Genomic DNA, 13,550 nt, shown 5'->3' on the forward strand with positions numbered 1-13,550 from the left:
ATGTGTGGAATTGTTGGGGTGCTTGGCACCCATGAAGTCGCCCCGATCTTGGTAGAAGCACTGAAAAGGCTGGAATATCGCGGCTATGACAGCGCGGGCATCGCGACCCTGAACGAAGGCAAGCTTGAGCGCCGTCGCGCCTTGGGCAAGCTGGTAAACCTCTCGGACGCGCTGGTGCATGAGCCGCTGGCGGGGAAGTCAGGCATCGGCCACACCCGCTGGGCCACCCATGGCGCGCCGAGCGTCACCAATGCCCACCCGCATCAGGCGGGACCAGTGGCCGTGGTGCATAACGGGATCATCGAAAACTTCCGTGAATTGCGGGCCGAACTGGCCGAACATGGCGCGCAATTCGTGTCTGAGACCGATACCGAGACCGTTGCCCTCCTGACCCAGCATCACATGGCGCAGGGCGCAGGCCCGGTGGAGGCCGCCAACCAGACGCTTGCCCGCCTCGAAGGCGCTTTCGCGCTGGCCTTTCTCTTTGACGGGCACGACGACCTGATGATTGCGGCGCGCAAGGGCTCGCCCTTGGCCATCGGCTATGGCGAGGGTGAAATGTATGTGGGCAGTGACGCCATCGCGCTTGCCCCGCTGACCCACCAGATCGCCTACCTCGAAGAAGGGGATTGTGCGGTCATCACCCGGACCTCGGTCGAGGTCACCGACCGCAACGGGGCGCTCGCCAACCGCGCGATCAAATCCGTGCAGATCGACAATACCCGCATCGACAAGGCGGGGCACAAACACTTCATGGCCAAGGAAATCGCCGAGCAACCCGGCGTGATCGGCGCGGCCATCGGCCATTACCTCACCCCCGAAGGCGAGATCAACATCAGCGCGCAGGACATTGATTTCACGCAATTTGACCGGATCCTCATGGTGGCCTGCGGCACGGCCTCCTACGCCTGTTTTACCGCGAAATACTGGTTTGAGCAGATCGCCCGCCTGCCGGTCGAGATCGATGTTGCCTCGGAATTCCGCTACCGTGAACCGCCGATCCCGCCCCGCACATTGGCGGTTTTCGTCAGCCAATCGGGTGAGACCGCCGACACGCTGGCCGCCCTACGCTATTGCGAGGGCAAGGCCGCGCGTATCCTGTCAGTCGTCAACGTGCCCGAAAGCTCCATCGCCCGCGAAAGCGATCTGGCGCTGCCGATCCACGCCGGTGTCGAAGTCGGCGTGGCCTCAACCAAGGCCTTCACCTGCCAGTTGGTCGTCCTTTTCGCGCTGGTGCTCAAAGCCGCGCGGGACCGCGAGGTGATCAGCACCGATGCCTTCGCCGATCACATCTCAGCCCTGCGGGGGCTACCCGCGACCATCAGCACCGCGCTTGAACAGAACGACGCGATGCAAGAGGCCGCGCTCAAGCTTTCCCATGCCCGCGACGTGCTGTTCCTTGGCCGGGGCCAGATGTACCCCCTCGCCCTTGAAGGCGCGTTGAAACTCAAGGAAATCAGCTACATCCACGCCGAAGCTTATGCATCGGGTGAGCTGAAACACGGCCCCATCGCGCTGGTGGATGAGCATGTGCCGGTGGTCGTCATGGCCCCGCGCGACGCGCTCTTCGACAAGACCGTCAGCAACATGCAAGAGGTCATGGCGCGCAAGGGCAAGGTGATCTTGATCTCCGATGCCAAAGGTCAGGCCGAGGCCAATGACGGCGTCTGGTTCAGCATCGAGATGCCCCCGGTGCCGGATGCGCTGGCGCCGATCCTCTATGCGGTTCCGGCGCAGTTGCTGGCCTACCACACCGCCGTGGCGAAGGGCACGGATGTGGACCAGCCGCGCAACCTGGCGAAATCGGTGACGGTGGAATGACCCCCGAAACCGCTTTGCAGGAGCTCGAAGCGCAGGCCAACCCGGCCCGCGCGGAAGAGATGCGCGCCTATCACAAGGTTGACCGGCGCTATCTCGGCCTGACCAACCCACAGATCGCAGCGCTTGCGCAAAACTGGCGCGCGGCGCTTGACATCGAAGGGCGTGTCGCTCTCTCCTATGGGCTCTGGCAGTCCGACATTTTCGAGGCGCGTGTGGCGGCGGCCAAATTGCTGACCCAAGCGCGGCTGCGCCCCGATGATCAGGCCGCTTGGGCGTTGATTGCAAGTTGGACCGCGGATTTCGACAGTTGGGCGATTGCCGATCATGCCAGCATGGCGGCGCAGAAACGTTTGGTGGCCGACCCCACCCGTTTGGACGAGGTGGAAGATTGGGTCGCCTCAGATCACCTTTGGACCCGGCGCGCCGCGCTCGTCTCTACCCTGCCATGGACCAAACAGAACAATCCTAAGCCTGAGGAACTGGCCGCCCGCGACCGTATCCTCGGCTGGGCCGCGACGATGGTGCCGGATCACCGCTGGTTCATTCAGAAGGCAATCGGCTGGTGGCTGCGCGACCTGTCAAAACACGACGCTGACCGCACCCGCGCTTTCATCGCCACCCATGGGGAGGCGATGAAACCTTTCGCGGTGAAAGAAGCGCTGCGCCTGCTGAAAAAGTCAGAAGGCGCAGGCTGACCCCCTACCCCTCGGTCGAGACTTCGACCGTGGTGAGGTCGGTCAGCGACGCCCCGATTAAACGCAAGGCGGGCAGCGACATGCGGCTGCCTGCGGTTGCGGGCCCCTCCAGCGGGATCAGCGTCACGGCGGCGGATTTGCCCGTCGCGGGGTTGGTCACCCGCCCCGGCTGTTCCGCGTCGACCAGAGGTGTTTTCAACCACAGCCCCGGCTCCGTCGCGCTGCCCAAGCTGACCACGGTCGACCCCAAGGCGGCACCGGCACTGGCAGGCGCGCGGGCGGCCGCTTCGCGCTCTGCCGCCGTGGTGGTATCCAGCGCCTCGGCGCTGCTGCCCGCGGTGGCGATGGGAGAGGCGGCGGGCGGCGATGCAGGGGCCGGTCCGCTCGGCGTTGCAACCTCAGCCGTGGCATCGACCGATGCGGATGCGGGTGCAGGCTCAGCCTGGCTAGCATCCATCCCGAGGCGTTCCGTCAGGTTGCTGCAACCGGCGGTGGCGGCGGCAATGAAAAGCGGTAAGATTATACGTGTCATCCACGCAGCCTATCCGCGCCCTGCCCCCTTATCAATCGCCCAAATGGCGCTTGCCCCGGGTTGGGCGGGGCATTACCTATGAAGCATGACAGCACCCCTCATTGACCCTTTCATGCGCGCGATCACCTATCTGCGCGTCTCCGTCACCGACCGCTGCGATTTTCGCTGCGTCTACTGCATGTCGGAGAACATGACCTTCCTGCCTAAGAAGGAATTGCTGACGCTGGAGGAGCTCGACCGCCTGTGTAGCAATTTTATCGACCTCGGCGTCGAGAAGCTGCGCATCACCGGGGGTGAGCCGCTGGTCCGGCGCGGCATCATGACTTTCTTCGACGGCATGAAACGGCATCTCGACAGCGGCAAGCTGAAGGAGCTGACGCTGACCACCAACGGCAGCCAGTTGGAGCGTTTCGCCGACGATCTCTATGCCGCCGGGGTGCGCCGGGTGAATGTCTCGCTCGACACGCTGGACGAGCAGAAATTCGCGGATATCACCCGCTGGGGCCGGTTGCCGCAGGTGCTGCGCGGAATCGACGCAGCGCAGCGCGCGGGCCTCAAGATCAAGATCAACGCCGTGGCGCTCAAGGGCTTCAACGAGCCGGAACTGCTGCATATCACCGAATGGTGCGCCGAGCGGGGCATTGACCTCACATGGATCGAGGTCATGCCGATGGGCGACTTGGGCAACGAGGATCGTTTCGGCCAATACTGGTCGCTGCGCGCCGTGCGCGCCCGTTATGCCGAGCATTACACCGTCACCGATCTGGCCGAGCGCACCGGCGGCCCCGCGCGCTACGTGCGGCTGGAGGAGACCGGGCAAAAGATCGGCTTCATCACGCCTCTGAGCCACAACTTCTGCGAAAGCTGTAACCGCGTGCGGGTCACCTGCACCGGCGAAATTTTCATGTGTCTGGGCCAAGAGGATGTGGCCGACCTGCGCAAGCCTCTGCGCGATCACCCGGACACGGATCTGCCGTTGCAGGAGGCCATTCGCGCGGCCATCGACCGCAAGCCCAAAGGCCATGATTTCGACTATTCGCGGCAGCGTGTTGACGGGCAGATGCCCCGCCACATGAGCCACACGGGCGGCTGAGCCCTTGGCTGTGCCGTTTCTCTACCGGGCATGGGTCGCGGCGAGCCGTATGATCTTGCCCGTGGCCGGGCGGCGCTCCATGGCCAAACTGCGCCGCGCCGAGGTCACACCGGAACGCGCGCGCGAAAAGCTGGGCCATGCCAGCCAACCCCGCCCCGGGGGGCAGCTAATCTGGTTTCACGCAGCCTCGGTTGGGGAGAGCCTGTCGGTTCTGGCGCTGATCGACCGGATGGGGCGCGCTTTGCCGCAGGCGCATTTCCTCATCACCTCCGGCACCGCCACCTCGGCCCGTTTGGTGGGCAGCCGCCTGCCCCCGCGCACGCGGCATCAGTTCGCCCCGCTCGACGCCCCCGGCCCGCTGAAGCGGTTCCTTGACCATTGGCGGCCCGATGCGGCGCTCTTTGTGGAAAGCGAACTTTGGCCGCAGATGCTGCGGCGGACCCATGCGCGGGGCACGGCGATGGCGCTGATCAACGCCCGCCTCTCGCAACGCTCAATCGAAAGCTGGCAGAAACGGCCCGCGCTGGCGGGGTTCCTCTTTGGCGTGTTCGACCTGATCCTGACGCAGAATGACGCGATGGCCCGGGCCATGGCCACGATCAACGCCCCGGCTGACCGGGTCACGCCGGGGATCAACCTCAAGTCCATGGCAGGCCCCCTGCCGCAGGACGAGGGGACCATTGCCGAAGCGCGGGAGGCCTTGGAGGGCCGCCCTGTCTGGATCGCTTCCTCAACCCACCCGGGCGAGGAGAAAGCGGTGTTAGAGGCGCATCGCCAACTGCTGGAGCGCATCCCCGAGCTGTGCTTGATCCTTGCCCCCCGCCACCCCGAGAGGGGTGACGAAGTCGCCGGTCTCATCGCCAGCTACGGTCTGACGCATGGGCGTAGAACACGGGGCGACATGCCGCGCGAACAGGTCTATCTGGCCGACACTCTGGGCGAGTTGGGCACATGGTACGCGCTATCCGACATCGTCTTTCTGGGCGGGTCGCTGCACCCGATTGGGGGGCACAACCCCTATGAGGTCGCGCAGGCCGGGGCGATGGTGCTCTCGGGCACCCATGTCGCCAATTTTGCCGAGACCTATGCAGAGATGGAAGCCGAGGGCGCCGCGCGTCTGGTAGCGGGCACGCAGGATTTGGCGGACCGTGTGGGGGCTCTGCTGCGCAACGATGTCGCCCGCGCCTCTGGCGTGGCCGCGGCCAAGGCCTATGCCGCCGGGCAGACCGACAAGCTCGACAGTATTGCCGAGCGGCTGATCACGGCCCTGCGCCTGCGAGGGGACAGCGATGCCTGAGCTTTTCGTCACCAACTACAACCGTAATTTCACCGGGGTCTCGGCCACGGCGGCCAATGTGGTCCGGCAACAGGTCGACCGGCATGACTTGACGCTGGTGGGCCAGCCCCTGCCCGGCTGTCCGGTGCCGCTGACCCGCGTCGCGGCGGGGCGGATCACCCGCAAACATCCCCCCCAAGAGCGCCCCTTCGCCATTTGGCATGTGCGCCGCAACACGGAAATGCGCAGCGCGCTTTGGCTGCGCGATGTGCGTGGGGCAAATATCCGGATCGTCTTTACCTCTGCCGCGCAGCGGCTGCATTCGGCCTATCCGCGTTGGTTGATCCGGCAGATGGACGCGGTAATCGCCACGACCGAACGCGCGGCGGAGTTTGTGCCCCATGTCCGCGCCGTGGTGCCGCATGGGGTGGATACCGATGTCTTCTCCCCCGCCACCAACCGGGCGAACGCTTGGGAGCAATTGGGCTTTGGCGGCACCCATGGCATCGCCACCGTGGGGCGCATCCGGCCTGAGAAAGGCACCGACCTTTTCGTCGAGGCCATGCTGCGCCTGCTGCCCCAACGCCCCGGCGCGGTGGCGCTGGTGATTGGCCGGGCGGGCGGCAAACATGAGGCGTTTTTGACCAAGCTCAAGGCGCAGGTCGAGGCCGCGGGCCTTGCCAACCGGCTGCTTTTCATCGGCGAATATCCCGCCGCCGATCTACCGAAACTGATGCGCGCCCTGTCGCTGGTGGTGCAACTGCCACGCTACGAGGGCTATGGCATGGTCCCGCTCGAAGCGCTGGCCTCGGGCGTGCCTTTCGTGGGCAGCGATGCGGGCTATTACGGCGCTTTCTCGAACGGGGGCCGCGTGGGCAAGGTCGTGCCACTGGGTGCGGCAGAGGCTGCGGCCCAAGCCGCGCTCTCCTTGCTAGAGCGCGAGGATCAAGCCGCCCTCTCCGAGGCCGCGCGCCACTGGGCCGAACAGCGTTTCAGCGCCCGGGCCGAGGCTGATGGGATCGAAGCCGTCTACAACGCGCTTTGGGAGCGCGGCTAGCCCCCAAAGCAAAACGCGCCCCCCAAGGGAGGCGCGCTCTAGTCATTACTGAAGGTAGGATCAGGCCGCAGGCATCCGTTGCTCGACGATGCCTGCCCACCAGCTACACCCCGCCGGAATGGCTTCGTCGTTGAAATTATACTCCGGGTGGTGCACCGCCGCCGTGTCGCCGTTGCCGACAAGGATATAGGCGCCCGGGCGCTCCTCCAGCATGAAGGCAAAGTCTTCGCCCCCCATCACGAGCGGCGCTTCCTCGCATTGGCCCGAGATCGAGCGTGCCACGTCGGCAGCAAACTCGGTCTGCTCCTCGTGGTTCACCATGACCGGGTAGCCGCGATGGTAGGTCACATCGGCGCTACCGCCGAAAGTGCCTGCGATGCCGGTGCAGATCTCGTTGATCCGCTTTTCGGCCAGTTCCCGCATCTCGGCGGACATGGTGCGCACGGTGCCTTTGATCTGCACCTTCTGCGGGATCACGTTGAAGGCTTTCGAGGAGGTCTCGAAAGAGGTGACGGAGACCACGATCTGCTCCACCGGGTCGGCGTTGCGCGCGGTGATGGTCTGCAGCGCCAGCACGGCCTGAGCGGACATCACGGTGGTGTCGACGGTCTCATGCGGCTTGGCGGCATGGCCGCCGCGGCCTTCGAAGGTGATGTCGAACTGATCGGTCGCGGCAAAGAAGGAGCCTGCGCGGATGCCGAAGGAGCCGGTGGGCATGCCCGGCCAGTTGTGCATCCCGTAGACTTCCTGGATGCCCCAACGCTCCATCATGCCGTCTTCGCACATTTCGCGACCACCGCCGCCGCCTTCTTCGGCGGGCTGGAAGATCACCACGACAGTGCCGTCAAAGTTGCGGGTCTCGGCAAGGTATTGCGCGGCACCCAAGAGCATGGCGGTGTGGCCGTCATGGCCGCAGGCATGCATCGCGCCGTCGGTCTTGGAGGCATAGTCCAGCCCGGTCTGTTCGTGGATCGGCAGCGCGTCCATGTCGGCGCGCAACCCGATGACCTTGCCCGAGCCGGTCTCCTTACCCTTGATCACGCCAACGACACCGGTGCGGCCGATGCCCTCGACGACTTCGTCGCAGCCGAAGCTGCGCAGCTTTTCGGCCACGGTGGCCGAGGTGCGGTGGGTCTCGAACAGGATCTCGGGGTTTTCATGCAGGTCGCGGCGCCATGCGGTGATGTCGGCGTGCAGCTCGGCAAATCGGTTCTTAACGGGCATTTAGGAAGTATCCTCCGGAGTTGGGTTGGGCGCTGTTTTCATGCAGTCGCATTTATCTGCCATATGCTTACGCCCTTGCCAGCCGGTCCTCAACCACCTGCGCGAACCATGAGCAGCCCGCCGGGATCGCGGCATCGTCAAAGTCATATTCTGGGTGATGGACCGTCGCCCCTTCGCCGTTGCCGATCATAATATAGGCACCCGGTCGCGCATTGAGCATATAGGAAAAATCCTCTCCGGCCATGATCGGCGGCGTGTCCCGGTCGGTGCCGGGAGTGACCTTGTCGGCGGCCTCAGCGGCAAAGCGGGTTTGATCGGCGTGGTTGCGGGTGACCGGGTAACCGCGCTGGTAGTCGATCTCGGCCCGGCATTGATGTGCCTCCGCCGTCAGACGTGTGAGGTCGTGCAGCCGACGCTCGGCCAAATCCTGAACCTCCGGATCCAGCGTCCGCACCGTGCCGCGCAACAGCACCTGATGCGGCAATACGTTGTGGCTGTCGGTGTCGCTGCGCAGGGTGCAGACCGAGACGACGACCTGTTTCAGCGGATCGGTGTTGCGGCTGGCGATGGATTGCAGCGCGATCATCACATGCGCGGCGGCGAGGTTCGTGTCCACCGCCTCATGCGGGGCCGCGGCATGGCCGCCTTGGCCCGTCAGCGTGATGGCAAACTCGTCCGCCGCCGCCAGCAGCGCGCCCTCGCGGATGGCGAACTGCCCGGTCGGGTGGCCGGGCATGTTGTGCATGCCGTAAACCTCATCGATGCCCCAGCGGTCCATCAGCCCCTCCTGCACCATGACGTTGCCGCCACCGCCGCCCTCCTCGGCGGGCTGGAAGATCAGCACCACGCGCCCGTCGAAATTGCGCGTCTCGGCGAGGTATTGCGCCGCCCCCAGCAGCATCGCCGTATGACCGTCGTGGCCGCAGGCATGCATCTTGCCGGGGTTCTTCGAGGCATGCGGCAGCCCCGTCGCCTCGGTGATCGGCAGGGCATCCATGTCCGCCCGCAGCCCGATGGTGCGGCCCGAGGTGTTGCTCTGCCCCTCGATCACCGCGACCACGCCGGTCTCGGCGATGCCGGTGGTGATGTCGGTGATGCCGAAGCTGCGCAGCTTCTCCTCGACAAATTTCGAGGTCTCGGGCAGGTCGAACATCAGTTCCGGATGCTGGTGCAGATGGCGGCGCCAGGCGGTGATCTCGGCGTGGGTCTCGGCAAAGCGGTTCTTGATCGGCATGGAATGTCCTTCTCGAAATATGCTCAGAGCGTCGGACCGAGGCGGATGGCACTGCCATCGCTGAAACGGTCGGCGCGGAATCTGTTCAGATCATGGCCCGGCGCGTCGCCCATGACCAGTGCCGCCAACACCCGCCCCATCGCCGGGCCGATGCCGAAGCCGTGGCCGGACATGCCGGTGCCGATGACAAGGCCGGGGATCTGCGCGCAGGTGTCCACTACCGGCACCATATCGGGCATCACATCGATCATCCCGGCCCATGAGGCGCGGGCGGTGACGGGCGGCAGATCGGGATAAAGCGCGGCAAAACGTTTGCGCGCCCGGCGCAGCGCGCGGTGGTCCGGCATGGGGTCGAGGATGCGCATCGCCTCGAAGGGGCTGTGCGCGTCAGCCGCCCAGTTCCGGGGCGTGCGCCACGCATCGGGAAAGCCGCGCGGGGCCGCGGCACGCAGACGCTGACCGAAGGGGCTTTGGCGCAGTTGCGGCAGGTAGTGCCGCAGCGCGCGGAAGGCATCGGGGCCGACATAGAGATCGGGACGCCCGCCGGGCGCCAGCGTATAGCCGCCATCGGCGCGGCGGCGGAAGGCAAGACCCGCCTCGGCGGCGGCCCCGGCGTGGACCTCGGGCAGCACATTGGTGGCCAGCACGCTCTCGCGCACCGAAAGCTGCGGCAGGCTGACGCCATGGGCGCGCAGGAACAGCGCCGACCACGCCCCGCCCGCCAGCACGACCGATGTCGTGCGGATCGCGCCCGCTTCGGTCACCACCCCCGCAACCCGTCCGGCGGCAAGGTCGAGCTTGCGGACCGCGCAGTTCTCGATAATGCGCACGCCTTCCTTGGCCGCTAAGGCGGCCAGCGCTGGCACCGCCACCCAAGGTTCGGCGCGCATGTCGGAAGGGGTCACCAGCGCCCCGGCGTAGCTTTTGCTCAGCCCCGGAAAGGCGGCGGCGACCTCGCCCGCGTCCATCAACCGGCTGTCGACACCATTGGCCTTGGCATGGGGCAACCAGTCAGCGTAGCCCGGCATTTTGGCGTCCGAGCCTGCCAGATAGGTCACGCCGGTCTGTTGTAAGCCGATATCGCGGTCGAGTTTCGGGGCCAGTTCGCGCCACAGCCGCGCGGCCTCGACCATGATCGGCAGTTCATCCGGGTCGCGCCCCTGCTGCCGTATCCAACCCCAGTTGCGGCTGGATTGTTCGGCGGCAATGCGGCCCTTTTCAAGCAGGGTCACCTGTTTGCCCGCGCGGGCCAGAAACAGCGCAGTGCACACGCCGATCACGCCGCCGCCGATGACGACGACCTCGCTCTCGCGCGGCGGGGTGCGCGGGTAGCTGGCGGGGGTGGCAAGGGTGATAGGAAAGGCGGACATGCGGACCCCGGTGGCTGACGCCGCGCGGCTGCACCGGGCGGCCGTGAAAAGGACTGGCCCCGCCCGGGGCCAGCCACAGGTCTGTCAGGGAAAGCTCAGCCCTGCAAGCGGGTCAGCAGACGGCGCATGAAGTCGTGGCCGGCGTCGAATTGCGCCACCTCGATGAACTCATTAGGCTGATGCGCCTGCGCGATGTCGCCGGGGCCGCAGATCACGGCGGAATAGCCCGCCTCCTGGAACTGCCCGGCCTCGGTGCCGTAGCTCACTTTGTGGCTGGCGTTGTCGCCGGTGATCTGGCGCACAATCTGCTCGGCCTCGCCGTCCTTCTCGGGCTGCAGCGCGGGCACGTCGAAGCGGGTCGAGGTCTCGATATAGGTCTCGGGCACCACGTCCTGCATCTGCTTTTCGACCTCGCGCACCTTTTTGAGGTAGGCGGTGCCCCATTTGTCTTTGTCCTCGCCCGGGACCACGCGGAAATCCATCGCGAACTTGCAGTCCTTGGCGGTGATGTTGTGAGCCGTGCCGCCCTCGATCACGCCGACATGGGCGGTGGTGAAGGGCGGATCGAACATCGCCGCCGTCTCGGTCGGTTTGGCGGCCATGTTGTCGCTGTTCACGTCATTGGCCCATTCGATAAGCTTCGCGCCCGCCATGATCGCATTGACCCCGGTGTGCAGCAACGAGGAATGCACCTCGAAACCCACCAGATGGGTGTTGAAGCCGATGCCGCCCTTGTGGCCGGTCACCGCCTGCATGGTCGAGGGCTCGCCCACGATCACCGCCGAGCCCTTGGGCACCACGCCCTGCATCGCTTGGATCATAGGCGGCGCGCCGGTGCAGCCGATCTCCTCATCGAAGCTGAGTGCGATCTGCAGCGGGCGTTTGACTTCTGCATAATGCGCCTCGACCAGCGCCCAGATCGCCAACGCGTCGAAGCCCTTCATGTCGCAGGTGCCGCGCCCGTAGTAGCGGCCTTCCTTCTCGGTCACGGTGAAGGGATCGGTGTCCCAAGCCTGACCGTCGACCGGCACCACATCCGTGTGCCCCGAGAGCACCACGGCCCCCTCCTCCCACGGGCCCGCATGGGCAAAAAGCGCATGTTTCGGCTGGTCGGGATCGATGTAGCGGTGGCTCTCGATCCCGTGCGAGGCGAGGTAGTCGGCCACCCAGTCGATCAGCGGGATATTGGTGTCGCGCGACACGGTGGGAAAGCTGATGAGTTTGGTCATCAACTCGAGCGGGGTCAGGCGTTCGGTCATGGGTCTTCTTTCAATAGCCGCTGTCGGTGGTCAGCACATGGTGCCCCGGCTCCACCTCACGGTAGACCGAAGGCTCGGGCCGGTAACTGACCGGGTGGATTGGCGAGGGGATCGGCTTGAAGTTCAAATCCTTCTCGGACTTGCGGCGGCGCGGATCGGCAATCGGCACGGCCTTCATCAGCGCCTGCGTATAGGGGTGCTGCGGGTTCTCGAAGACCCGCTGGCGCGAGCCCATCTCGACGATGCGACCCAGATACATGACGCCGACATAGTGGCTGACGCGTTCGACCACGGCCATGTCGTGGCTGATGAAGAGGAAAGACAGTTCCATCTCGGCCTGAAGCTCCATCATCAGGTTCAGCACCTGCGCCTGCACAGACACGTCCAGCGCCGAGACCGCTTCGTCCGCGATGATGAGCTTAGGGTTCAGCGCGAGCGCGCGGGCGATGGCCACGCGCTGGCGCTGGCCGCCCGAAAGCTCATGCGGGAAGCGGCGCATGAAGCTGCGCGGCAGTTCCACGCGGTCAAACAGCATCTCGATCCGCTTGTTGATCTCCCCGCCCTTGAGCGTGCCGAAGTTGTGGATCGGTTCGGCCACCTGATCGGCTAGCTGCATCTGCGGGTTGAGCGAGGCGAAGGGGTCTTGGAAGATCATCTGCATGTCGAGCCGCGCGGTGCGCAGCGCCGATTGGTCCAGCGACATGATGTCGACGCCGTCAAGCTTCACCTCCCCCGACATCGGCTCTACCAGCCGCAGGATCGAGCGCCCTGCGGTAGATTTGCCGCAGCCCGATTCGCCGACGAGGCTGAGCGTCTGGCCCTTGTTGAGCGAAAACGACAGGTCCTCGACCGCATGCACATTGGCCACGGTGCGGCGCAGGAAACCGCCCTGCACCGGGAAGCGCGTGGTGAGGTTCTTGACCGAGAGAAGCGTCTCTTCGCGGCCCTTGATCGGCACGATCTCCTTGTCGGGTGTGCCCAAGAGTTTCATCGGCTCGGGGTATGGCTTGCCCGTCATCTCGCCGAGCTTCGGCACCGCGGCCAGCAGCGCCTTGGTATAGGGGTGCTGCGGGTTCTCGAAGATCTCCTCGACGGTGCCTTCCTCGACCTTCTTGCCGCGGAACATCACGACCACCCGGTCGGCCATCTGCGCCACCACGGCCATGTCATGGGTGATGAACATCACCGCCGTGCCGGTCTCGCGCTTAAGCCGGTCCATCAGGGCGAGGATCTCGGCCTGAATGGTCACGTCGAGCGCGGTGGTGGGCTCGTCCGCGATCAGGAGACGCGGCTCGCAGGCCAGTGCCATGGCGATTACCACGCGCTGGCGCATGCCGCCTGAAAGTTCGTGGGGGTACTGCTTGAGGCGCCGCTCCGGCTCGGGGATGCGGACCTGTTTCATCAGTTCCAGCGCGCGGGCCTCGGCCTGTTTGCGGGTCATGTTCAGATGCAGGCGCAGACCTTCGGTCATCTGCTTGCCGATGGTGAACACGGGGTTCAGCGCGGTCATCGGCTCTTGGAAGATCATGCCGATCTCATTGCCGCGAATCTTGCGCATCAGATTGCCGCCGCTGGCCGCGAGATCAACCTGGCCTTCTTCACCGCGCTCAAAAAGCAGGCGACCGCCTGCAATTTCACCGCCGCCATACTCAACCAGTCGCATCAGCGACAGGGAGGACACCGATTTGCCCGATCCTGATTCTCCGACCACGCAAACCGTCTCACCGGGATTGATGTCGAAACTGACATCCTCAACACCGACCACGGGGCCATCTTTGGTTTGAAATTCGACGCGCAGGCCCTGAATTTGGGCGATTGGCGCCCCATTGGTGTGATCCAGCATCTGTTTCCCTGTTGTTTTTATTGGCGCAGATTTTGCCCGACGCTACGGCGAATGTCACGAGACTGTCAAACCTGACGCGCAGAGTTCGAGCTTTGTCATAATTGCGCCACGTCCGCCCTTGCAATTTCCGGCAAACCTGTTTCGAT

11 protein-coding genes are annotated in these 13,550 nt (G+C 65.1%); 5 read left to right on the top strand and 6 right to left on the bottom strand.

The features are described 5' to 3' along the window. Both glmS and ACGYLO_RS04170 read left to right on the top strand, forming a co-directional pair. Positions 1-1,821 (top strand): glutamine--fructose-6-phosphate transaminase (isomerizing), encoded by a 1,821-nt coding sequence (gene glmS, locus ACGYLO_RS04165; protein ID WP_271687673.1) that lies wholly within the window; start codon positions 1-3, stop codon positions 1,819-1,821. Further along, complete coding sequence (locus tag ACGYLO_RS04170) at positions 1,818-2,516, top strand: DNA alkylation repair protein (RefSeq protein ID WP_271687675.1); 699 nt, start codon at positions 1,818-1,820, stop codon at positions 2,514-2,516. The genes glmS and ACGYLO_RS04170 overlap by 4 nt, the downstream gene beginning before the upstream one ends. 4 nt (positions 2,517-2,520) lie before the next feature. On the opposite strand, the gene ACGYLO_RS04175 is transcribed toward ACGYLO_RS04170, so the two are convergent. Beyond that, positions 2,521-3,048 carry a hypothetical protein gene (locus tag ACGYLO_RS04175; RefSeq protein WP_271687676.1) on the bottom strand — a complete coding sequence of 176 codons (528 nt, stop codon included), beginning with the start codon at positions 3,046-3,048 and terminating at the stop codon, positions 2,521-2,523. An 85-nt stretch (positions 3,049-3,133) separates the two neighbouring features. On the opposite strand from ACGYLO_RS04175, the gene moaA reads away from it, so the two are divergent. Genes moaA through ACGYLO_RS04190 form a run of 3 tightly spaced genes read left to right on the top strand, consistent with a single transcriptional unit; the run spans position 3,134 to position 6,474 of the window. After that, positions 3,134-4,141, top strand: coding sequence for a GTP 3',8-cyclase MoaA (gene moaA / locus ACGYLO_RS04180; protein WP_271687677.1), 1,008 nt, complete (start codon positions 3,134-3,136; stop codon positions 4,139-4,141). A gap of 4 nt (positions 4,142-4,145) precedes the next feature. Continuing rightward, positions 4,146-5,438, top strand: a complete 1,293-nt coding sequence (locus tag ACGYLO_RS04185; protein ID WP_271687679.1) for a 3-deoxy-D-manno-octulosonic acid transferase — start codon at positions 4,146-4,148, stop codon at positions 5,436-5,438. Then, positions 5,431-6,474, top strand: a complete 1,044-nt coding sequence (locus ACGYLO_RS04190) for a glycosyltransferase family 4 protein (protein WP_271687681.1) — start codon at positions 5,431-5,433, stop codon at positions 6,472-6,474. Before ACGYLO_RS04185 ends, ACGYLO_RS04190 begins: the two co-directional genes overlap by 8 nt. Positions 6,475-6,534: 60 nt before the next feature. Here ACGYLO_RS04190 and ACGYLO_RS04195 read toward each other — a convergent pair whose 3' ends face one another. From ACGYLO_RS04195 to ACGYLO_RS04215, 5 genes are all read right to left on the bottom strand, one after another. Then, on the bottom strand, positions 6,535-7,698 hold the full coding sequence (locus ACGYLO_RS04195) for a M20 aminoacylase family protein (protein WP_276154301.1): 1,164 nt from the start codon (positions 7,696-7,698) through the stop codon (positions 6,535-6,537). A gap of 67 nt (positions 7,699-7,765) precedes the next feature. Further along, positions 7,766-8,932, bottom strand: a complete 1,167-nt coding sequence (locus ACGYLO_RS04200; RefSeq protein WP_271687685.1) for a M20 aminoacylase family protein — start codon at positions 8,930-8,932, stop codon at positions 7,766-7,768. Positions 8,933-8,955: 23 nt separating this feature from the next. Beyond that, positions 8,956-10,302 (bottom strand): FAD-binding oxidoreductase, encoded by a 1,347-nt coding sequence (locus tag ACGYLO_RS04205; protein WP_271687686.1) that lies wholly within the window; start codon positions 10,300-10,302, stop codon positions 8,956-8,958. Positions 10,303-10,397: 95 nt separating this feature from the next. Further along, on the bottom strand, positions 10,398-11,561 hold the full coding sequence (gene argE, locus ACGYLO_RS04210; protein ID WP_271687688.1) for an acetylornithine deacetylase: 1,164 nt from the start codon (positions 11,559-11,561) through the stop codon (positions 10,398-10,400). A 10-nt stretch (positions 11,562-11,571) separates the two neighbouring features. Next, on the bottom strand, positions 11,572-13,404 hold the full coding sequence (locus tag ACGYLO_RS04215; protein ID WP_271687690.1) for an ABC transporter ATP-binding protein: 1,833 nt from the start codon (positions 13,402-13,404) through the stop codon (positions 11,572-11,574). Between the last annotated feature and the right edge of the window lie 146 nt (positions 13,405-13,550).

The sequence above is a fragment of the Sulfitobacter sp. 1A13353 genome, from assembly GCF_043557255.1.
Taxonomy (GTDB): domain Bacteria; phylum Pseudomonadota; class Alphaproteobacteria; order Rhodobacterales; family Rhodobacteraceae; genus Sulfitobacter; species Sulfitobacter faviae.

Excerpts from the sequence above, each read along its gene's own strand:
- ACGYLO_RS04190 (WP_271687681.1), top strand. The coding sequence starts at position 5,431 with ATGCCTGAGCTTTTCGTCACCAACTACAACCGTAATTTCACCGGGGTC.
- ACGYLO_RS04215 (WP_271687690.1), bottom strand. The coding sequence starts at position 13,404 with ATGCTGGATCACACCAATGGGGCGCCAATCGCCCAAATTCAGGGCCTG.
- ACGYLO_RS04175 (WP_271687676.1), bottom strand. The coding sequence starts at position 3,048 with ATGACACGTATAATCTTACCGCTTTTCATTGCCGCCGCCACCGCCGGT.
- ACGYLO_RS04205 (WP_271687686.1), bottom strand. The coding sequence starts at position 10,302 with ATGTCCGCCTTTCCTATCACCCTTGCCACCCCCGCCAGCTACCCGCGC.
- ACGYLO_RS04170 (WP_271687675.1), top strand. The coding sequence starts at position 1,818 with ATGACCCCCGAAACCGCTTTGCAGGAGCTCGAAGCGCAGGCCAACCCG.
- ACGYLO_RS04200 (WP_271687685.1), bottom strand. The coding sequence starts at position 8,932 with ATGCCGATCAAGAACCGCTTTGCCGAGACCCACGCCGAGATCACCGCC.
- argE (WP_271687688.1), bottom strand. The coding sequence starts at position 11,561 with ATGACCGAACGCCTGACCCCGCTCGAGTTGATGACCAAACTCATCAGC.
- ACGYLO_RS04195 (WP_276154301.1), bottom strand. The coding sequence starts at position 7,698 with ATGCCCGTTAAGAACCGATTTGCCGAGCTGCACGCCGACATCACCGCA.
- moaA (WP_271687677.1), top strand. The coding sequence starts at position 3,134 with ATGACAGCACCCCTCATTGACCCTTTCATGCGCGCGATCACCTATCTG.
- glmS (WP_271687673.1), top strand. The coding sequence starts at position 1 with ATGTGTGGAATTGTTGGGGTGCTTGGCACCCATGAAGTCGCCCCGATC.